The sequence below is a fragment of the Gracilinema caldarium DSM 7334 genome, assembly GCF_000219725.1.
Classification (GTDB): Bacteria; Spirochaetota; Spirochaetia; order Treponematales; family Breznakiellaceae; genus Gracilinema; species Gracilinema caldarium.
Genome location: NC_015732.1, coordinates 1,569,838 through 1,591,582, shown reverse-complemented (window position 1 = coordinate 1,591,582; position 21,745 = coordinate 1,569,838). Strand labels below are relative to the sequence as shown.

Here is a 21,745-nt window from a genome sequence, read left to right as displayed (position 1 = left end):
CACGCAGGGGACCGATGGGCTGTCCCTTATGGTTGATTGGCCGTTTCTTCAGCCTTTTCTGCAAAAGCCCTTTGTAATCGTTCCATGCTGTCTAGGGGATGTTCTACGAGCACCCGTTTCCCTGCAAAAAGTTCTGCAATCCCAATTTCTCTGGGGTAACGGGGAATAATATGATAGTGGATATGTTCAATCGAAGCTCCCGCATTGAGCCCCATATTACAGCCAATATTGTAGCCCGATGGATGATACTCCTGATCAAGCACCGACAGAGCGAGACTGAGGGTCTTATGAAGGGCCAGCTGTTCATCAATATGAAATTCCCTGAGATCCGTACAATGACGATGGGGAAACACGATGAGATGGCCGGGGTTATAGGGGTATAAATTAAGGGATACAGAAAACCCATCCTGACTGTATACGGTTAAATCCTGAACAAGATCGCTATGATCCCGTATAAGACAGAGGATGCACCCCTCAGGCCGTTTTCCCTTAAGATAGGCGATCTTTTCAAAATTAAAAAAATACTCCATGCTGGTTCTAGCATAACCGACCATTGTTCAGGAAGCAAGTATGAAATTCAGAAGGGTTGTACCTAAAGCACTGTTTGGCCTATTACTTAAACGATTCATTGTCCTGCTGAGTATTATGAATTTTGTACTCATCCTGTTATATGGCATAGGAAATTACCAGGGCTTCCTGGCGGATACACAGCTATTTTTGCTATCCCTGCTGGTCCATGGCACCATTCTGCTGAGCCTGTCAAGCATGGTTGGTTGTCTCTATTCGGCCCTAACAAAAAGAACTGGCCTGGCTGTGTATCTTGGCTATGGTGGAATCGCTATTTTGAGCGGCCTACTATCTTTTATTATTGCTTTTTTGATACAAATAACCCAAGGAACAGTATAGCCCATGAATGAAGCCCTTAGATTATGTGCACTTCGGGGTGCGACAGGTTGCACGAATACTGAACAGGATATTCAGGAAAAAGTGACAGAACTGTATGAAGCCCTATTGTCCCGGAATGGATTAGAGGAAGAGCAGATTGTTTCGGTCCAATTTACGGTCACTCCCGATATAACGGTACTGAATCCGGCTACAGCATTAAGAAGAGCAGGGAAGGCTCAGAATGTGGCCCTTTTTGCAGCTGCTGAACCGGTAATTGACGGTATGCTCCCTCGAATGATACGTATTTTAATCCATTGCTATCTGTCAAAGGATCACAAGCCAGAACATGTGTATATTCATGGAGCCGAACAATTGCGGCCAGATTTAATGAAGGGCCCATCAAAAATCAAATAAAAATAAAAAAGTGTAAAAATTATATTGACCAAAGCAGCACTTTTCTGTATAGTGCAAACCATCACAGACGCCATCTTAGCTCAGTTGGCTAGAGCGCGTGACTTGTAATCTCGAGGTCCCCGGTTCGATTCCGGGAGATGGCTGTAGAGCAAGCGGATGGCGCGTTGCATCTATTGTTTATAAAAGGGGAGATTCCCGAGCGGTCAAAGGGGGCAGACTGTAAATCTGTTGGCTCAGCCTTCGAAGGTTCGAATCCTTCTCTCCCCAACTTAGGGCTGTAAAATAACCTCTGTTATTTTACAGCCCTTTTTTATATGTTTAAAGGATACATCTCATGCAACAAAAAGATATCTCACCTTTTTATGCAGATGGGTTGCATTTTTCTTGTACCCAATGTTCAGCCTGCTGTCGTTTTGATCCTGGCTTTGTGTTTTTGTCTGAAACCGATGTAAACTGTCTGGCAAGGGCCCTTGATTTAACCTATACTGATTTTATCGAGGTCTATTGCCGATGGATCCCTGCTGGCGGAGGGTACGAGCAGCTTTCTCTTAAAGAACGGTCTAATTATGACTGTATATTCTGGAAAAATGGTTGTTCGGTATATGAATCGAGGCCTCTCCAATGCAGAACGTATCCATTTTGGTCTTCCATTGTTTTAACAGAAGAATCTTGGAAGGCTGTAAAGGCTGAATGCCCTGGTATAGATCGGGGCCAGTGGCATAGCAAGGAAGAAATAGAAGACCAATTGCGGAAGAGGGAGCAGAACCCAATTGTCGTACGGAGGCGATAATGAGAATATGTTTTTGGGGAGTTCGAGGCTCCATTCCATCTCCCCAATCGCCAGCCCAAATAAAAAGTAAAATTTCAAGTATACTAGAACGGATTACCCCTGCGGACCTTGAATCACCACAGACAAGAGAACGGTTTCTTGCTGACCTTCCACCGTGGCTTTTTGGAACTGTAGGAGGAAATACCCCCTGTATACAGGTTGAATCCGATGAACAGCGTCAATTCATTCTTGATGCTGGAAGTGGTATCCGGGAACTTGGAATTGCTCTCTCGCGGGCCCGCAAAAAGCCGAAGGAATTACATCTCTTTTTTTCTCATCTTCATTGGGATCATATCCAGGGGCTTCCTTTTTTTGGACCAGCCTATGATCCCTCGGTAACGATGCATTTTTATTCACCCCATAAAACTATGGAACCAGCACTGAAACAGCAGATGCATCCCCCCTGTTTCCCGATAACCATGGATTCGATGAGTGCGCAAAAGCACTTTCATGTTTTAACCGAGCCTGTGGTGATTGGGGATATGCATGTCTATTATAAACAGATGAATCATCCTGGTTCTTCCTATTCCTATATGCTCACCGATGGTAAAAAGCGGTTTATCTATGCTACCGATACGGAATTATCTCCCAATGATTTTATCAGAAATGATGAAAATGCCGCATTTTTTGGTGGTGCCGATATTTTGGTTATTGATGCTCAATATACCCTGGGGGAAGCCATTGAAAAATATAATTGGGGACACAGTGCATTTTCTTTGGCCGTAGACTTTGCATCTAATTGGGGCATTTCAAAACTGTACCTTTTTCACCATGATCCGACCTATGATGACAAAAAACTCTTTGGAATTTTGCAATCAGCCCGCTGGTATATTGAACATTCAGCAATAAAAGGGCTGGAAGTGCTACTTGCCACAGAAGGAATGGAAATTACATTGTAATGATGGATGATAAGGACCCCTCAATTAAGCTTACGCTTACTGATATTCGCGTCATATTTCCACGTCTTAAAACGCTAGAAGACCAGCTTTCTGAACCAGAACGGGATATCCTTTCTAAAATGGAAAATTTACTCTATAAACACCTTTCTATTGATGAATTGGAACAACTTATGAGAAAGGATCTTTCATGATTAAAAAATATAGTTTTATCATTACTGGTTTCGTGCTCTCATTAATTCCTCTCATAGCTGAACCATTATCGAGTTCTCCTGCGATCCCCCTGCCGGCCGCATATACGGTCTGGTCAGATCCTTTGTTTTCTTTGCATCCTTTTAATGATGATGCCCGACAATTTTTAGTATATCCTGCCGGAGCTGGTAAGGTTAAATGGCCCCTGTACTCATTCGCTCTTGGAAGCCTATTCCCTAAAACAGTAGAGTCTCAAATGGGATCCCTTGGTAATGTTTCAGCAACGGTGGTTTATCCTCTGTCAGATGCGGTTCTCTGGGGTGGTTTTGAGGGGCTTGCTTCTTTTAAAGAGATTCCTGAAATGCAAGATGGTAATGGGATCAGCGGTGCTGCAGGGCTTTCTAAAAAACTGAGTGATACCTTGTCTCTCGGTGCAGGTCTTACCGCTTTCTGGTCTCAGACTGTAAGCAAGAATATGGGGATGGGCATTTCTCTAGGCTTTTATCAGGATTTTCCTCATATGAGCATCGGTAAGAGTAGTCTCTTTGGTACGCTTATCAGTGGAGGAAATGGACCAGAAAGCCCATACCCCTATACATTCGTATCGGGTTGGAACTCTCTTATACTGCAAGATCCGGTGGAATTATCAGCGGGAATACAGATAGCCATCCCTGCCTTTCAAGATCTGTGGATACAAGGTTCCGCTTCTTTAAAAGTGAGAAAGGTAGTGACTATTTCCATTGGGTGGAACGAATCTCTTATTCATCCTGATAATAATGCTTGGTTCCCTACGATCTCTTTTACTATTAATAGCAGTGCCTCTCTAAAAATGGGACCGCTCGGTCTGATACCTCGATTCAGAGTTTATCCTGTTTGGTCACAGGGAACTGGTATTGAAACTGCGGTAACCTTAACCAATAGTGAAGTAGACCATCAGAAGCCTGTTATTGAGTTATTACAGCCCTTAGAATCGGTTTATTCAGCGAAAACCCCACGAATCATCAATATAGAAATGAATCTTACAGACGATAGTCCTATTCAGACTTGGGATGTGCTTATCCAAGATGAACAGGGGGGCATTAAATTTCATCAGTCAAACACAAATCCTCGTGTTCTAAAACACCTCAAGATACCCCTTGCGATACCTTTGGATGAGACCTGGTCAGATGGGGAGTATCAATTATTCATTTCAGCTCAGGATACTCATGGAAATAAAAATACCACCCATTTCTCTTTCAGTATAGATAGTACTCCGCCTTCTGGATTCGTTCGTATTCCATCAGAAAATAACGATGGTCTTGTTATCTTTAGTCCCAACGGTGATGGCGTCCGGGATCTTTTACACATGCTTCAAAATGGTACCAAAGAGAGTTTTTGGACAGGTACGCTCCAGAACCAGCATGGTAAAGTAGTCCGCAGTTTTACTTGGAAAGAGCTAGCTCCACCGGATTTTGTCTGGGACGGCCGTGATGCTGAGGGTAATGTGGTTGATGACGGCAGCTATACTTATACGCTGAGTTCTACTGACAAAGCTGGCAATACCTTTTCGACGGTCACTGGCCCCATTATTGTTGATAAAGAACCACGACGTCTCAAGGTTACCCTTTCCCATTCGGCCATGTCCACTGAGCCTGGATCCCTCTTTGCAAACCTCCAGGTGTTGTTTTCCGATTACATCGATAAAGGCCTTCTCGAATGGACTATCTTGGTTGCCGATGTACAAGGAATGTCCTATCGGACCTGGCAGGGTAATCGGGATAATTTAGATCAGTTCCCTCAATCTTTACGATTTAATGGACTTACCGATACTCAAGACCCCATACCCGATGGTTCCTATCGGTTTGTTATTACAATGATCTATGCCAATGGGGACACTCTTATACAATATAGTCCTTTCTTTACTGTACAATCCCATAAACCATCAGGGCATGTACGGAGTTCCCGCACAACTATATCGAGAGTAAATCCCGAAGGGCTCTTCTTGTACCATGACCTTTCGGCCGATGCAGAATGGACCGGTTTCATTACTGACGCTCAGCAGAAGGTCCTTAAAAAAATCCCCCTTGGACGAAACACCGAAGCGATTATTCGATGGTATGGAGAAACAGATTTCGGAGAGCCTGTACCAGAGGGAACCTATTTCTATTTTGCAGAAGGGGTGAATGCGGTTGGACTTACCGGCCGTACATTACCAATTAGCATTATGGTAGAACCCATACAGCAAGGAGCTATTGTATTGCAATCGAGTGCTGAAATTTTTTCTGGACGGTCAGGAGAGGAGCGGGTCGTTTTTACGCCCTATATTCAGGATAATGGTTCTATTAGTTCCTATCAGATGAGCATCCGGAACATGCAGAGCGGCATTGTGGTTAAAGAATTCTCAGGAATTCTTCCGGCCCCATTTATGTGGGATGGAAGAGATGCACAGGGTATGCTCTGTTCCGATGGAGTTTATCACGCTGTGCTGAGACTGAATATGGCGAACGGAAAAGTCCGTATTGTAGAAAGCCAGCCCATAAAGCTGGATTCTACACCCCCACAGGTGAAGGTTTCTGAAGAAACACATATATTTTCACCGAACGGTGACGGAATACAGGACACCATAAGATTTCTCATTCAGGCAGAAGATGCAGTACAATGGGTTGGTACAATTGTTAATACAGAAGGCAAGATCGTACGGAGTTTTATCTGGAAGGGCAATCCGCCAAACAGTCTTATCTGGGATGGCCGGGATGATGGCCATAGTATCGTCTCTGATGGGACCTATCGCTTTGTAATAGAAGGTTTTGATCTGGCGAGGAATCGGACTATAGTTTCTTCAAATCAGGTTATTCTTGATGCCCGGAATCCTTCAGCAATCCTTACCAGTAACCTGCAGGCCTTTTCGCCAAATCAGGATGGATTTGCCGATCTCATTACCTTCCGCCTCGTTGTATCCTTTACGGATGGAATAAAACGGTTTAGACTTGAAATTCGGGATCGCCATGGTAAGTCTATTCGTCATCTTGCGGAGGGCTCTCATCTCGAACAGAGTTCACAGTTTCAATGGGATGGCTCATCTGACAAGCCTAATGTGATAGCCCCCGATGGAGAATATATTCCCTGGGTGCAGATTGAATACACAAAGGGTGATCGTATTTCCGTAGAGGGAAACGCTATCCGTTTAGACAGAACCCCGCCGGTTGTTACGGTGAGTTTTTTACCTCAGTCATTTTCCCCTGATAATGACGGAAAAGATGACCTTCTGGCTATAACTCTTTCTGCTTCTGACCCCAGCGATATTAATGGATGGAAACTCAGTATCCTGGACTCACAGGGGAAACTATTCACAAGCTTCTCTGGAAAGAAACTTCCGCAGGAACCCATTTTATGGGATGGCTATAACCTGGACAACAAATTAATTGAAGTGAATACGGAATATTCGTATATTGTACAGGTTCGGGATGTGCTTGGAAACATGACAACTAATAAAGGAACGCTCAAATTACGCAAGCGATGAAAATGAGGTGAGCATGTCAAAATATATATATTTCTTATTTCGTATTTTTGCTTGGATTGTAGGATCTATTCTTGTAGTAATCATCGCAGGGATTGGAATATTAGCTTACATCAATTCAGCGCCTGCATGGCCAAGGGGCAAACAGGGTCTTGAACGGGGTATTGAACAGCAAGATGATGGTTCGGTACTTATTGAAATATTTCAGGGAGAATCGGCCTCTCAAGTTGGAAAGCGATTAGCCGCTGCAGGTCTCATTCGTTCAGCTTTAGTCTGGAATCTAGTAAGCCGTTTTTCCAAAGAACCCATAAAAGCAGGTTTTTATAGTATACATACTCCAGAAAGTCTACTTGAACTGCATCAACGTGTTACCCTTGGACAGCAACTGCAAATTCGGGTGACCATTCCTGAAGGGGTAACCCTATCAAAAATTGCTCTAATTTTTGAACAGGCCGGTATTTGTGAGAGCCGGGATTTTATGCTGGCAGCAACAAACAGAGAACTGCTTGAAACATATCATATTCCCAATTCCACTTTCGAGGGGTACCTGTTCCCGGATACCTATTTATTTCCTAAAGGTTTTCAAGCTGCTAAAATAATTACTCACATGGCAGAGACGTTTTTTACTAAACTAAAAATGGTAAACCCAGAAGCCATGTCGTTATCACCTCAACAATTGCATGAGAAGGTTATTCTTGCATCAATTATTGAACGGGAATATCGGGTTGATGATGAAGCACCACTTATGGCCAGCGTATTCTATAATCGACTTACTATTGGCATGGCTCTTCAATCCTGTGCAACGGTAGAATATGTTATTTCGGAAATTCAGGGGAAACCTCATCCGGAGGTTTTGTATTATAAGGATATTGCTATTCAAAACCCCTATAATACCTATATAAGACCAGGATTGCCTCCTGGGCCTATCTCAAATCCCGGGCTTGTAGCATTACGGGCGGTTTTCTATCCAGCCCAGACCAATTTTCTCTATTTTCGCCTGGTGGATCCGAATGAAGGACGACATCGTTTTTCTAAAACCCTGGATGAACATCTGAAGGCTGGTGTTCTCTATGTGAAAGGGAGAGCAGGCAATAAATGAGCTTCATTTCTGAAGAAACCATACAGGAAATACAGCAGCGAGCCGATGCGGTAAGTATCATCGGAGAATATGTACGCCTAGAAAAAAAAGGCGGCCGCTATTGGGGGCTCTGTCCTTTTCATAATGAAAAAACACCATCCTTTTCTGTCGATCCTGAAAAGAATTTTTTCTACTGTTTCGGTTGCCATAAGGGAGGAGGAATTATTTCTTTTGTGATGGAACAGGAAAAACTTTCCTATCCTGAAACCCTTGAATTGCTTGCTAAAAAACTCAACATCACTGTTAAATATGAGGCCGGTTCTTCAAGTCTTCAGGAAACAAATCGAATGAAACAGCTTGAAGATATGGCAGAATTATACCGCCGGGTAGCAGTGAGTTTTCATCATATCCTTACAGCGACCGAAGCAGGGAAAAAGGCCTTTGTCTATCTTAAGGAACGGGGTATTTCAGATGAAATGATCAATACCTTTAGATTGGGATATGCGCCGGCTCACCGACACTGGCTTTACCGTTTTCTTCTGTCTAAGGGGTATTCAGAGGACTTCCTTGAAAAGAGTGGACTCTTTTCACGCCAGCATACACAGTCTTCTTTTTTCACTGACCGACTGATATTTCCCATTTCTGACAGAAAGGGCAGAACCGTCGCTTTTGGCGGGCGGATTTTGCAAGGTGATGGTCCAAAGTATCTTAATTCACCGGAGTCAGATTTATATAAAAAACGGGAAACCCTCTATGCTATTGAATTAGCACTTCCTCATATTCGAAAAACCGAGGAAGTCCATATTTGTGAAGGTTATATGGATGTCATCGCCCTTCATCAGGCAGGCGTACAAACCGCTGTTGCTCCCTTGGGTACTGCCTTTACCGACGAACAGGCTCGATTACTCAGGCAATGGGCAAAGACAGTCTACTTAGTGTTCGATAATGACCCCGCGGGACAAGCTGCAACTATCAAGGGAATACTTACCTGCCGGCGCAATGGTCTTGGTTGTAAGATCGTTACTATGGAAAAAATAGGAGCAAAGAGCACTATTTTCAAAGATCCTGCAGATATTTTAAAAGAAGATGGTCCAGAGGCGTTGCAAAATTATGTAAAATGTTTTATAAATGATTTCGATTATCTTGTGGGTCGAGCTCGAGCCCTATTCGATACTACTCATACAGAAGGCCTTGCTCAAGCAGTGGCCTTCTTTTTTCCGTATCTTGAGACTTTGGATTCCGAAGTTTCTCGGGATGGATGCATGGGGGCCATTGCGGACAGCTTTGGTGTTGACAGGACAGCAATTGTACGGGATTTTAATCAATACTTCCAAAAGGGGGTAGCTGTTCATCAGTCATATACCGAAAAAAAACTTCAATCTAAAGCTCCGATCCGGATGAATGATGAATTATTTCTGTTGCTAGCTATAATAGCTAACCGTAGCCTCTATCCACGGTTGCGGGCATCCTTATCTATTGAGGAGGTAGAAGACCCACGAGCAAAGGACTTGTTTATTGCCCTGGAAGAATGTTATAGAAACGATATTCAGGATATTGATGGATTGCTCGTCCAGATACAAGATGAGGAGCTTCGGCGTTTTATTCTGGAAAAAGCTTCTTCTGAGGCCTTTTCACAGAAACCAGAACAACTTGTATCAGATGGAATAAAAAGAATTCGTGCAAAACGCCTTGAGCGGCGGCGAGCAGAGATTATACTTAGGCTCAGGTCCGCGCGGACAGGAAGTCGCCAATCTGAACAACAGATAGAAGAACTCTTGTCTGAAAAAGTTCATATAGATGCCGAATTACATCGGCTTAAGGAAGACTAGGAATGACGGAATTGCAGCTTGACCCCGCAGTTGCGAAGCTGATCGAATACGCAAAAGAGAAAAAGAGCCTCTCCTATGATGAACTTTCAGATTTTTTACCGGAACATATCGTCAATTCGGAAAAAATCGAGGAAGTTCTTGCTCTGTTAGAAGAAAATAATGTGCAACTCATTGAAGAAGAAAGTCTTTCTGAAGAAGAAGAGACTGAAGATCAGAAAGCGCAGGAAATCGAAAAGAAGCGACTTGTTTATAATGATAAAGAGTCATCTGTAGATGATCCCATTCGGCTGTATCTTCGTGAAATTGGAAAAGAACACCTGTTAACAGCTGAACAAGAAGTAGAGCTTTCCAAACAAATGGAAGAGGGAGAAAATATAATAAAACGGGTTGTAAAAAAATCCGGAATGATAATCCCTGAATATTATACTATTGCCCAGAGGGCCTTCTCCAAAAAGGATCCTAGGGAAATGAATCTATCTAAAAAAGAAATGACCGAGTATATGGCTGAACGGCGCCGATTGAACCAGTACTATCGAGAAACCCTAAAACAAATAGGGCCTGATCTCAAGCAATATATGGAAATAAAGCGGCATATACTCGCCCGGGGTGGAGATATTTTTGAAAACACAGAATTGATCGAATTACGTCAAAAAATGATGCCCATCCTCGCTGATGCAGAAATACATCCTGAAGAAATCAGCAGTTTTTCTGAAAAGTTTGTCCAAGCTGCTAAAAAAATTAAAAAATATAAAAAAGAACAGGAACGGATTGAAAAACGTCTCAGGGTCGGTTCGGTTAAAGAACTTCGTTCACTAGGACGCGGGTTGACCATTAAAGAAGAACGGGATCGTATTGAAGAAGCTCTAGGGCTTCAGTCAGATGAAATAAAAGAATTAATTCGGCACATTCAGGTAACGGAAAAAAAATTACACCAACTGGAAGCTGAATTCGAAGAACCAATTGAAAATATAAATAAAATGGCTAAAGAAATTAACCGGGGCCGCATCATGATGAAGAGTGCCAAGGATCGACTGATTAAGGCTAATCTTCGTCTGGTTGTCTCTATTGCCAAGAAATATACTAACAGGGGGCTCCATTTCTTTGACCTTGTTCAGGAAGGTAATATTGGCCTCATCAAGGCTGTAGAAAAATTTGAATACCGAAAGGGGTACAAATTTTCAACCTATGCAACCTGGTGGATCCGACAAGCCATTACTCGATCTATTTCAGACCAGGCTCGAACCATCCGTGTGCCAGTGCACATGATTGAACAAATCAATAAGGTTGTACGGGAATCTCGCCAGCTTATGCAGGTCCTTGGGCGAGAACCGACGGATGAAGAAATCGCAGAACGACTCGGATGGACAGCACAGCGGGTCAAATCAGTTAAAAATGTGGCTCGGGAACCAATTTCTCTTGAAACACCTATCGGTGAAGAAGAGGATTCGCTCCTTGGGGATTTTATTGAAGATAAGGATGTTGAAAATCCTGCAAATCAGACCGCATTCACCTTATTGCAGGAACAACTGCGTACGGTATTGCAGACCTTGCCGCCTCGGGAGCAGGAAGTTTTAAAAATGCGGTTTGGTCTCGATGATGGATATTCACTCACCCTGGAAGAGGTGGGTTTGTATTTTAATGTTACTCGTGAACGAATCCGGCAGATAGAAGCTAAGGCCTTGCGGCGACTTCGTCATCCGAAACGCAGCCGAAAGCTTAAGGATTATCTGGATCACTAATTGAGGGGAATAGCATGGTAATGGAAGATGTATTTGGAAAATTGCGGACTCTGCAAGATATCCTTAAACTAAAAATTGAACTGGAACATGAAATTGAGGAAATTCCAAAGATTCTGACTACTCAGGAAGACGTTTTGTCACGGCTGAAGAAGTCCTTTATCGAAAAAAATCAGGAATATGACAGGATTAAAGCCAGCGTGACCCAGTTCAAAACGCTCCTTGCAGAAGCTGAAGCTAATCGTGAGCGGGCGGAGCGCAATATGGATACTATTACTACTCAGCGAGAGTATGAAGCCCTGGATAAAGAAATAAAGGATGCTACTGAAAAAGAGCAGCAATATCGCAAGGATCTTCAGCGGGAAGAAAAAAATCTATCAGTTCTTGCTGAGGAACTACAATCTGATGCTACAATGATTGAGTCTACCGAAAAGGAATTAGTAGAACGCCGTGCTGGTATTGAGGCAGAAATTGCAGAAAAACGGGCTCAGATCGAAGAACTGAAACAGGAAGAACAAAATCTTACCCCTGGCTTGGATCCGGAAGTATACTTTAAGTTTGAACGGATTATCCGTAACAAAATGGGGTTGGGTATTGTTCCTATAAAGGGTGGTGTATGTAATGGCTGTCATATGATATTGCCAGCCCAATTTGCCAATCAGGTTCGGATGGGTGAAGAGATTATCTTCTGTCCCTATTGTTCCCGTATTCTTTATTATGAGGAATCTGAACAGGATGAACAGGATTTCTTTAATGATGAAGATTCGGGCAGTCTTTCTGACCTTGATGACCTCGATATGGATGATGAAGAAGAGGAAGAAGACGAGGAAGAAGAAGACGATAAAGTTGATATAGAGTATGATGAATAAATAGCTAGTTGTATTCGATGGATCCGATTGCCGCTTGATTATTGGTTGACCAATAATTCAAGAGGAAAGTCCGGGCTCCGTAGGGCATGATGCCGGGTAATTCCCGGGCTTATAAAAGACTTTCGTCTTTTATAAGACAGACAGTGCAACAGAAAGTATACCGCTACATCGTAAAATCCTATGGATTTTACGATCAGTAAGGGTGAAAGGGTGGGGTAAGAGCCCACCGCATATCTGGTAACAGGTATGGCACGGCAAACCTCATCAGGAGCAAAGTTGAGCAACGGAATGAAGGGCCCCTTCGTTACTCCGTGGGTAAACTGCGTTGACAGTATTGGTAACAATACTGCGAGATAGATGGCAATCCTACGGTTTCGGTATCCGAAACCGTTTGACAGAACCCGGCTTATGGATCCATCGTTTTTTTTAAGTTGACTTTTTTAAAAAAAAACGGTTATATCTTAGCAGTTATGTTTTCTCATCCTCGTTCATCATATTCTGCAAGTATACTCAAAAAACGGATAATTAAAAAAAGTATTTTGGGTGTAATGTTGTTGGTTATAACATTCCTTACTATTGTAATTATTCGTAATCATCACCTTCAACAAATTAATAATAGAGATTATTTACTATCTCTATGGAATAATGGCCGTTATGAAGATGTTTTACAAAGAGTAAAAAGTGATTTACAAAAAAAACCTTTAGATACCTTTTTACTTATTATGTATGGTTTTTCAGCATTCCAAGTTGCAGAATCCCAAACTGCACCTCAGGATGCTCAGGTTTATTATGATGATTGTATTTCATCCCTAAGGAAAGTACTTCTTTATAAATCAAAATCTAAGGACGGAAGAATCCCCTATGTTTTAGGTAAGGCGTACTTTAAAAGTGGCCCAGCTTATGCTGATTCTGCAATTCTCTATTTAGAAAAAGCGAAAAAACTTGGATATTCGGCTCCTGATTTATACGAATATTTAGGCCTTGCTTATGCTTCCGTAAAAGATTATAGAAATAGTGTTGTAGCTTTTTCAGAGGCTTTACAACCTGAAAAAGACCCATCAGATGTGTTATTATTAGCAATAGCTACATCTTATATAGGCCTAAGCGATTATGATAATGCAAAGGCCTATTTGTATCGATGTATAGAAAGCACCAAGGATGATGATCTAAGATCCAAGGCTCGTTTATCTCTGGCCTCTTTATTTGTTTCTGAAGGGAAACAACAAGAAGCGATGGATCAGTACCTTGCAATTATTGCCAATAACGATCAAAATGCAGAAGCCCATTTTCAGCTTGGAGAACTTTATGCCAATTTTGGTGATGCGATTAAGGCTCGATCTGAATGGCGCAAAACCCTTAAAATAGATCCAAACCACGGGCCGGCTCGAAATCGGCTCAGTATGTAAACCGGAGGATGTATATGGCTCGCGGAAATCTTTTTGACAATCTTTCATCTGATATTGGAATAGATTTAGGTACCTGTAACACACTCATCTACGTTCGCGGAAAGGGTATTGTCATTAATGAACCCTCGGTCGTTGCTGTGGAACGGGGAACTAAAAAAGTTGTAGCCGTTGGGGCAGATGCTAAACGTATGTTGTGGAAAACTCCTGGTGATATTATTGCGATTCGTCCCCTGAGAGATGGAGTAATTGCAGATCTTGAAACTACTGAAAAGATGATTCGATACTTTATTTCTAAAGTGCTTCCTCGTCACTGGTTTATAAAACCACGAATGGTTATTGGTGTTCCATCCTGTATAACTGAGGTTGAACGGAGAGCTGTCGAAGAAAGTGCCTATAAAGCCGGAGCCCGGGATGTAAAAGTCATTGAAGAAAGTCTTGCGGCAGCTATCGGTGCTGACATTCCTATTTTTGAACCTGCTGGACACATGATCTGTGATATTGGCGGTGGCACCACTGAAATTTCGGTGATATCTCTAGGAGGAATGGTAGTAACCAATGCAATCCGATTAGGTGGAGATGAGTTTGATGAAGCGATTATTAAACATGTTCGGAGTGTTCATAACCTCATTATCGGAGAACAAACTGCTGAACGTCTAAAAATAGAAATTGGTAATGCGTCCCCTGATAAAACGATAGAAAAAGTAGAGATTAAAGGAACCGATGCAATTACTGGTCTTCCCCGACGATTGGAAATCGATTCGGTGGAGGTTCGGGAAGCATTGAAAGACCCGATTACTCAAATTATTGAAGAAATAAAACGTACACTAGGACAGACCCCTCCTGAACTTGCAGCTGATATTGTTGAACGGGGTATTGTCATGACCGGTGGCGGGTCTCTTTTAAAGGGACTCCCCAAGCTTATTTCAAAGGAAACCGGGGTTCCTGTAATACTTGCAGAAAGGCCTTTGGATTGTGTCGCCCTTGGTGCAGGCAAATATTTTGAATATGCAAAAGGGTTTGATAATACTAGAAGCATTTATGACAATTTGAACGGATAAAAAAAGGCATGCCCTTACCAATGAATGGACCGAACCCAAAACGGTCAAATAATACACTCTATGTGTTTATTGCACTTGTTACGGTGTCATTCTCTTGCTTGCTCTTCTCTACTCGAAGTTTTGTAATTGATGTTCGAGATGTCGGTTTTTCTCTGTTCTCAGGATTTCGTGGAGCAATACATGGAATTACATTGTATGTTCAAAAGACAATTCTTTCAATTGAAGAACTACGTCGACTCAAACAGGAATATGATCAATTAACAAAACAATTAGAACGATATGAACAATTAGCCAGAAGTGCTGCCGATATTGAGCAGGAAAATATCAATTTAAAAAAACAACTTAATTTTTCACAAAATATTACATACAAGCATATTCCAGCACAGATAATTGGAAAAGATCCGGATAATCTATTTACTTCCTTTGTAATCGATAAGGGTATAAAGGAAGGTATAAAGAAAAATATGGCTGTTATTGCTTTTCAAGACGGTATTCAGGGGCTTGTAGGCTTGGTAGTGCAGGTTGGCCGTCATGAAAGTATGGTATTGCCTGTCTATGACGCTAATTCTTTTGTATCAGCCAGGTTTACCCCCTCATTGTATGAGGGTATTGTATCCGGACAGGGTGATGTAACGAGCCCTCTCATTATGAAATATATTAAAAAAAGAGCAAAAGATGAAATTCAATATGGGGATAGGGTTATTACCAGTGGTCTTGGTGGAATATTCCCAAAAGGAATCGAAATCGGCCGTGTTTCAAGGATTATATTCCAGGAATATGAGACATCATTAACAGTAGAATTGGAAAGTTCCATAGATTTTTCACGGTTAGAATATGTCTTTGTTATTGAAAGAAGCAATACAGGAGCCGATAATGAGTAGAACTGTTGGATGGGCTACTGTTTTAATCATAATAGCAGGAATAATTCAATCAAGTTTGCTCTCGAAAATTGCAATTTTTCATGTTATCCCAGATTTAGCGTTGATTATATTAGTATATGTATCATATGTGAATGGATCGATGACTGGACAAATCACAGGGTTTGTATCTGGTATTTTCTTAGATTTTCTTTCATTTGCTCCTTTTGGTTTTAATGCCCTAAGCCGAACAATTATTGGATCTTTGGTTGGTTTACTCAAAGGCACCTTTTTTTTAGATATTGTCATTTTCCCAGCCTTGCTTTGTGCTGGTGCAACGATTATTAAGGCAATAATTATTGCCATTATACATTTCTTATTTAATGCAAATACCCCGGCTTATCATTTTACCAACAATATGTTGTGGATAGAGGTAGCTATTAATGCTGCTTCTGGGCCTTTTGTTTTTGCTTTTTTAAAATTGTTTAAGAAGATTTTGATGTCTAGAAAGGAAAATTGATGTCGCTTAAATTTCCGACCGGTGAAGAACGACCTGCTGAAAGAATTGTTTTTTTACAAATTTTGTATATTATCATATTTATATTGTATGCAATAAAATTATTTAGCATGCAAATAATCTCTGGAAATTTATACCGTTCAAAAGCAGCAAACATAACTCAACGGGTTTCTATTATTCCTGCCCAGCGTGGTGAAATTTTCGACCGTAACATTAATCAACCGATTGTTCTTAATATCGATTCTTTTGCAGTACAAATTACACCGGCGGAAATTCCTAAAGAATCTATGCCAACTGTTTTTCAAAATGTTGCTGATATTATTGGTATTTCTAAAAAAACAATAGATACTAAAATTCCCCCCCAATATTATAAAATGTATCAGCCGGTGGATATTGCAATTAACGTACCCTTTCAATCGATTGCGAAGCTTGCTGAACGAAAAAATGAATTACCTGGAGTTAGCTGGCGTTCTAATCCTATTCGTAATTATGTAGATACTGGAAGTCTTGCTCATATTATTGGCTATGTTGGAGATATTACAAAAGATGAACTAAAGTTATTATATAACAAGGGCTATCAGGCCGGTGATATTATAGGAAAAGCAGGAATTGAAAAGCAATATGATGAACTCTTACGAGGGAAAAATGGTCGAGAAATAAAAATTGTTGATGTCCGAGGCAAAAAAGTATCCGGACTAGACAATACTATTAAAGAAAGCCCTGAAATGGGGAAAAATCTCGTTCTTACCATCGATAGATCCATGCAAACCTTGGCAGAAAAAGCCCTTGGAGAACGAATGGGTGCTGTGGTAATTTTAAAACCAAGCACAGGAGAAATCCTAGCGATGGTTTCCTATCCATGGTATGATCCTAATCTTTTTAATAAAAATGATGCATCGGTTGCATATCAACAATTATTAGAAGACCCAAAAAAACCTCTCTTAAATCGGGCTATTCAATCAAGTTATCCGCCAGCCTCTACTTTTAAAATTATCATGTCTACTGCAATTCTTAATGAAAAAGCATATCCTCCTGAAAAAACTATAGAATGTAAAGGTGAAATATCCTATGGTAACCGGGTTTGGAAATGTTGGATTCATAAACCAGGTCATGGATATTTAAATTTACAACAAGCCTTAGCCCAATCATGTGATATTTATTTTTGGGTCACTGGCCGAGATTATCTAGGAGTAGAACGTATAGTAAATTATGCTAAAGATTTTGGATATGGTGAATTGACAGATGTAGATATTCCAGGAGAAATCCCAGGTTTTGTTCCCACCCCTCAGTGGAAAGATCGGAGATTCCATGAAAAATGGCTAGCCGGTGATACTATGAATATGTCTATTGGACAAGGATATACTTTGGTAACACCATTACAGATGGCTAATATGGTTGCCATGGTTGTCAATAACGGAACAATATACCAACCACATCTTCTCAAAGAGATCCGAGATCCTGTTTCAGGAGCCATTATAAAAACTATAAGGCCTACTGTTTTACATCAAAGTGATATTGATAAAGAAATATTCCAAACAGTTCGGAATAATATGCGTTCTGTTATTACAGAAGGAACTGCTCGTTTTCCTATGAATATTAAGTCAGTGCAGGTTGCTGGAAAAACAGGAACAGGAGAAGTAGGTTTGTCAGATCGATGGCATTCATGGTTTGCAGCTTATGCTCCCTATAATTCGGATAATCCTGATGAACAGATTGTAGTATCTGTTATCGTCGAAGCAAGCAATACCTGGGAATGGTGGGCACCATATGCATCAGCTATCATTTTTCAAGGAATCTTTGCACAACAAACATATGAAGATGCAGTAAAAACGTTAGGATTACAATATCTTATGTCTCCAAGGGAACGTAGAGAATGAATTATAAAAGGTTAACGGAAATAGATGTATCTTTATTACTTTCAACTCTAATACTTACTCTATTTGGAATTCTGATGATCTATTCATCAGGTGTGAATTCTTCAGGTATATTAATTAGTAATGAATATATAAAACAAATTATATTTTCTATTATAGGCTTAGTGTTAATTGCATTCCTTATTATGTACGACTATCGTAGACTATATGATTATGCAGAATATTTCTATGTATTTTTTCTGTTATTAGTATTATATACTATCTTTTTTGGAAAGCTTGTAAATGGTGCAAGAGCCTGGATTGGATTTGGAAACTTTGGTATTCAGCCTTCTGAATTTTTAAAAATAGCTACTATAATTATATTGTCAAAATACTTAGAGAATTCTCATAGATCAGAAGAACATTTGAAACGATTTGTAGTAGCCAGCATTATTGTTGGAATGCCAATGTTATTTATTTTGCTGCAGCCTGATCTTGGTACTGCGTTAGTTTTTATACCCATATTCTTAGCCACCTGTTTTATTGCTGGCATTACAAGACGCTATATTGTATATACAATATTACTAATAGGTTTAGTGGGATTTTTTACTATTTTACCACTTTGGCAACTATATATATTAAAAGGAGCATTACCATTTTTGAAGATGTTTCAAAATATAAAAATTGTGAGCATCTTGGAACTTGCTATGCTATTGATTTCTGGTATTGCCTGGTACGGCTATAAGAGATATAGAAAAGATTACTTTTATTGGATTGTATATTTTTTATCACTTTTTATTATTGCACTCTTAGTATCCTTTGCTGCTCATAAGGTTTTGAAAGATTATCAAATCATGCGGCTTATAGTTTTTTTAGATCCTTATATTGACCCAAAAGGATCTGGGTGGAACATCATACAATCAATTACTGCTATTGGTTCTGGTGGGGTTTTAGGAAAAGGATACTTACAAGGTACACAGAGTCATTATCGTTTTTTACCACAACAAAGTACTGATTTTATATTTTCAATATTTTCAGAAGAAATGGGATTCATTGGTGGATTGCTTTTATTTGCATTGTTTTTATTGATTGTACTGAGACTATTGAATATCATGAAAACTACATCTGATTTATTTGGTGCATACATAGTGGCGGGATTCTCGGGTATGCTTGTATTTCATTTTTTAATCAACGTAGGTATGACAATGGGGATTATGCCTATAACAGGTATTCCTTTACTATTTCTTTCATATGGTGGCTCTTCATTGCTATCTGCTTTTATAGGAATAGGGATTGCCTTAAGTATTTATGTGAGAAGGTTTGAACATTGATAACAGAGAATTGTACCATTGATCCTCTTAAAGAAATTGGTAAAGATTTTTTATGTATCGAAAAGCCTGGCCGCTATATCGGTGGAGAATATGGGGTATATAATCATGATCATAAGCTTGTAAAAATGGCTATTGCCTTCCCAGATCTTTATGAGATTGGGATGTCTAATCAGGCAGTTAAAATATTGTATAACAACTTAAATCAACTCGAAGATGTTTCCTGCGATCGTGTATTTGCTCCTGCTCCTGATTTTGAAAAATTATTACAAGAAAAAAAACTTCCCCTTTATACACTCGATGTGTATCGACCACTATACCAGCTCGATATTATAGGTGTTTCATTGGGATATGAGTTAGGTGTTACCGGAATGCTATCTATTTTACAGAGTGGATGGATTCCGATAAAAAAACAAGATAGAACAGAACAACATCCGATTATAATCATTGGCGGACCTGCAGCATCGAATCCAATCCCATATCAGGAATTTATTGATGCAGTCTGGATTGGTGAGGCAGAAGATGCATTTTTTAAACTCATAGAAAATGTTAGAGATGCTAAACGGGCAGGGTGTAATCGTACCGGTATTCTTGAAATGATAAAGGCTGATGAAGCTATCTGGGTCCCTGGTAAAAGAGCAAAACGACATATTGATATCAATTTTCCAAAATCACCACGTATTGTAGCTACACTTCCAACACCTTCAATTAAGGTTGTTCAGGATCATGGAACAATTGAAATTATGCGCGGCTGTCCCAATGGATGTAGATTCTGCCACGCAGGTATCTGGTATAGACCTACTCGAATGAAATCATTGGATACGATTGAAGCAGAAGTTGAGTCAATTGTAACGAATGCTGGATATAGAGAAATAACCCTTTCTTCACTTTCATCTGGCGATTTTATTGGAATTAATGAATTGGTACACCGTTTAAATCATAAATATAAAAATAGACATATCTCATTTCAATTGCCATCATTAAAAGTCTCTACGTTTTCATTACCTTTATTAGAACAAATTGCTGAGACTAGAAAAAGTGGGCTAACCTTTGCAATAGAAACCCCCCGAGATGCCTGGCAGTTATCATTAAATAAAGAAGTAGCTCGGGAAAATGTAATTTCTATATTAAAAGAAGCAAAAAAACATGGATGGAAAAGTGCAAAATTTTATTTTATGATTGGTCTACCTATAGGTGATTTTCAAAATGGATACGAAAATAACCATGAAGAAGAGGAAATAGTTTCTTTTTTACTAGATATCTATAAAAATACAGGAGTGCATATACATGTAAATATTGGAACCTTTATCCCAAAACCACATACCCCATATCAATGGGTTCCACAAATTAGCGAAGCATTAGCAGAAAAGAAATTAAAATATATACGAGACACCTTACGGCCTTTGGGTTTTAAAATAAGTACCCATGATCCTTTTATATCTATTATAGAAGGAATTTTATCACGGGGTGATGAACGGGTAGGGGAAATCATTGAACAGGCATTTAGTGCCGGTTGTAGGCTTGATGCATGGGATGATTATTTTAAGAGAGATATATGGAAATCAATATTAATAAAAAATAAAAAAATTATAGATGAAATTCTTGCAGGTTTTTCAACCGATAGTGTACTACCCTGGGATACAGTATATAGCAGAACATCTAAAGCATTTTTATTACAAGAATTTAACAAATCACTGTCATCAGAATTAACATCAACATGTCTAGAATATTGCAATCATAATTGCGGAATATGTGGTAATGAAGTAAATATTGTTAAAAATAGTATACATCGCAACAGTGTTTATAATATAAATCTTTCTGAAAATAATCAGGATGTTGTACTGAAAACAATAATTCGTAAAAAGAGTGCCTATAAAATAGTTTTTTCCTTTTCTAAAGAACGAACCGCGATCTTTATTCCTCATTTAAGTCTTGTCGAAACATTTTCTAAGGCCTTTATACGAGCAGCCTTACCAATTCAATTCACTGAAGGTTTTAATCCTTTGCCGCGTCTCGATATTGCAGCTCCTTTGTCTTTAGGTGTTACAGCATTAGGAGAAATTGCAACAATTGAAATTATCGATCCTTTTAATGTTACAGACTTTATACATAAGGTAAATAAAGCCTTACCTAAAGATATTAGAATACTGCAAGCGATGCTTGTATCAATTCCAGAGGGGTCAAAAAAGTATACAAGCCCTTCATTGTTATGGGGATATCGATACAAGACTAATGATGGTTTTATCGATGTGAAATCTAGTGATGATAAACATTTTCGTGAATCTTTTTTACATGATCCTACAAAATCTTTATTGGATTTAACAAGAATCACTGTATTAGCAGATGATGGATTAGGTTCTTATACTGATTATTTCACTCGTTACAAGAATTTGTATGCCGCGGAGCATTGAAAGCAGAAATGATAATTAATAATTGAAACAATATTTATTTGAAATAACTTATAGTAGACAGAATATACATTATGCATAGTAATGTGTATTA

At 39.8% G+C, this 21,745-nt stretch carries 18 protein-coding genes, 2 tRNA genes and 1 other RNA gene; 20 read left to right on the top strand and 1 reads right to left on the bottom strand.

Annotation, left to right across the window (positions count from 1 at the left end; translation table 11 throughout):
- Positions 1-26: 26 nt before the first annotated feature.
- Positions 27-530 (bottom strand): HIT family protein, encoded by a 504-nt coding sequence (locus SPICA_RS07130; RefSeq protein ID WP_041396175.1) that lies wholly within the window; start codon positions 528-530, stop codon positions 27-29.
- A gap of 40 nt (positions 531-570) precedes the next feature.
- Between SPICA_RS07130 and SPICA_RS07125 the strand changes: the two genes are divergently transcribed.
- The 20 genes from SPICA_RS07125 to SPICA_RS07035 all read left to right on the top strand — a co-directional run bounded on the left by SPICA_RS07125 (position 571) and on the right by SPICA_RS07035 (position 21,654).
- Positions 571-906 (top strand): hypothetical protein, encoded by a 336-nt coding sequence (locus SPICA_RS07125; protein ID WP_013968856.1) that lies wholly within the window; start codon positions 571-573, stop codon positions 904-906.
- 3 nt (positions 907-909) lie between these two features.
- Positions 910-1,299, top strand: a complete 390-nt coding sequence (gene aroH / locus SPICA_RS07120) for a chorismate mutase (RefSeq protein ID WP_013968855.1) — start codon at positions 910-912, stop codon at positions 1,297-1,299.
- 69 nt (positions 1,300-1,368) lie between these two features.
- Positions 1,369-1,442: transfer RNA gene (locus tag SPICA_RS07115), tRNA-Thr, on the top strand.
- 42 nt (positions 1,443-1,484) lie between these two features.
- Positions 1,485-1,566, top strand: a tRNA-Tyr gene (locus SPICA_RS07110).
- A gap of 67 nt (positions 1,567-1,633) precedes the next feature.
- Positions 1,634-2,089: a YkgJ family cysteine cluster protein gene (locus SPICA_RS07105; protein ID WP_013968854.1), complete on the top strand. Its 456-nt coding sequence runs from the start codon at positions 1,634-1,636 to the stop codon at positions 2,087-2,089.
- On the top strand, positions 2,089-3,027 hold the full coding sequence (locus SPICA_RS07100; RefSeq protein WP_013968853.1) for an MBL fold metallo-hydrolase: 939 nt from the start codon (positions 2,089-2,091) through the stop codon (positions 3,025-3,027). The genes SPICA_RS07105 and SPICA_RS07100 overlap by 1 nt, the downstream gene beginning before the upstream one ends.
- Positions 3,027-3,218, top strand: coding sequence for a hypothetical protein (locus SPICA_RS07095; protein ID WP_013968852.1), 192 nt, complete (start codon positions 3,027-3,029; stop codon positions 3,216-3,218). The genes SPICA_RS07100 and SPICA_RS07095 overlap by 1 nt, the downstream gene beginning before the upstream one ends.
- Positions 3,215-6,715, top strand: a complete 3,501-nt coding sequence (locus tag SPICA_RS07090) for a FlgD immunoglobulin-like domain containing protein (RefSeq protein WP_013968851.1) — start codon at positions 3,215-3,217, stop codon at positions 6,713-6,715. Before SPICA_RS07095 ends, SPICA_RS07090 begins: the two co-directional genes overlap by 4 nt.
- 13 nt (positions 6,716-6,728) lie before the next feature.
- Entirely contained in the window at positions 6,729-7,811 is a 1,083-nt protein-coding gene (mltG, locus tag SPICA_RS07085; protein ID WP_013968850.1) for an endolytic transglycosylase MltG, read from the top strand.
- Positions 7,808-9,619 (top strand): DNA primase, encoded by a 1,812-nt coding sequence (dnaG, locus tag SPICA_RS07080; RefSeq protein WP_013968849.1) that lies wholly within the window; start codon positions 7,808-7,810, stop codon positions 9,617-9,619. Before mltG ends, dnaG begins: the two co-directional genes overlap by 4 nt.
- Positions 9,620-9,621: 2 nt before the next feature.
- Positions 9,622-11,358: an RNA polymerase sigma factor RpoD gene (gene rpoD, locus SPICA_RS07075; RefSeq protein WP_013968848.1), complete on the top strand. Its 1,737-nt coding sequence runs from the start codon at positions 9,622-9,624 to the stop codon at positions 11,356-11,358.
- Positions 11,359-11,372: 14 nt separating this feature from the next.
- On the top strand, positions 11,373-12,224 hold the full coding sequence (locus tag SPICA_RS07070) for a zinc ribbon domain-containing protein (RefSeq protein WP_013968847.1): 852 nt from the start codon (positions 11,373-11,375) through the stop codon (positions 12,222-12,224).
- Between the two features lie 14 nt (positions 12,225-12,238).
- An RNA gene (gene rnpB, locus SPICA_RS15125) (RNase P RNA component class A) lies at positions 12,239-12,649 on the top strand.
- A gap of 45 nt (positions 12,650-12,694) precedes the next feature.
- Entirely contained in the window at positions 12,695-13,630 is a 936-nt protein-coding gene (locus SPICA_RS15260) for a tetratricopeptide repeat protein (RefSeq protein ID WP_013968846.1), read from the top strand.
- Positions 13,631-13,644: 14 nt separating this feature from the next.
- Positions 13,645-14,688 (top strand): rod shape-determining protein, encoded by a 1,044-nt coding sequence (locus SPICA_RS07060; RefSeq protein WP_013968845.1) that lies wholly within the window; start codon positions 13,645-13,647, stop codon positions 14,686-14,688.
- A 20-nt stretch (positions 14,689-14,708) separates the two neighbouring features.
- Positions 14,709-15,569, top strand: coding sequence for a rod shape-determining protein MreC (gene mreC / locus SPICA_RS07055; RefSeq protein ID WP_013968844.1), 861 nt, complete (start codon positions 14,709-14,711; stop codon positions 15,567-15,569).
- Complete coding sequence (gene mreD, locus SPICA_RS07050; RefSeq protein WP_013968843.1) at positions 15,562-16,065, top strand: rod shape-determining protein MreD; 504 nt, start codon at positions 15,562-15,564, stop codon at positions 16,063-16,065. Before mreC ends, mreD begins: the two co-directional genes overlap by 8 nt.
- Complete coding sequence (mrdA, locus tag SPICA_RS07045) at positions 16,065-17,939, top strand: penicillin-binding protein 2 (RefSeq protein ID WP_013968842.1); 1,875 nt, start codon at positions 16,065-16,067, stop codon at positions 17,937-17,939. The genes mreD and mrdA overlap by 1 nt, the downstream gene beginning before the upstream one ends.
- The gene (gene rodA, locus SPICA_RS07040; RefSeq protein ID WP_013968841.1) at positions 17,936-19,246 is read left to right on the top strand and encodes a rod shape-determining protein RodA; all 1,311 of its coding nucleotides are present in this window, start codon (positions 17,936-17,938) and stop codon (positions 19,244-19,246) included. The genes mrdA and rodA overlap by 4 nt, the downstream gene beginning before the upstream one ends.
- On the top strand, positions 19,243-21,654 hold the full coding sequence (locus SPICA_RS07035) for a TIGR03936 family radical SAM-associated protein (RefSeq protein ID WP_013968840.1): 2,412 nt from the start codon (positions 19,243-19,245) through the stop codon (positions 21,652-21,654). The genes rodA and SPICA_RS07035 overlap by 4 nt, the downstream gene beginning before the upstream one ends.
- Positions 21,655-21,745: the final 91 nt, after the last annotated feature.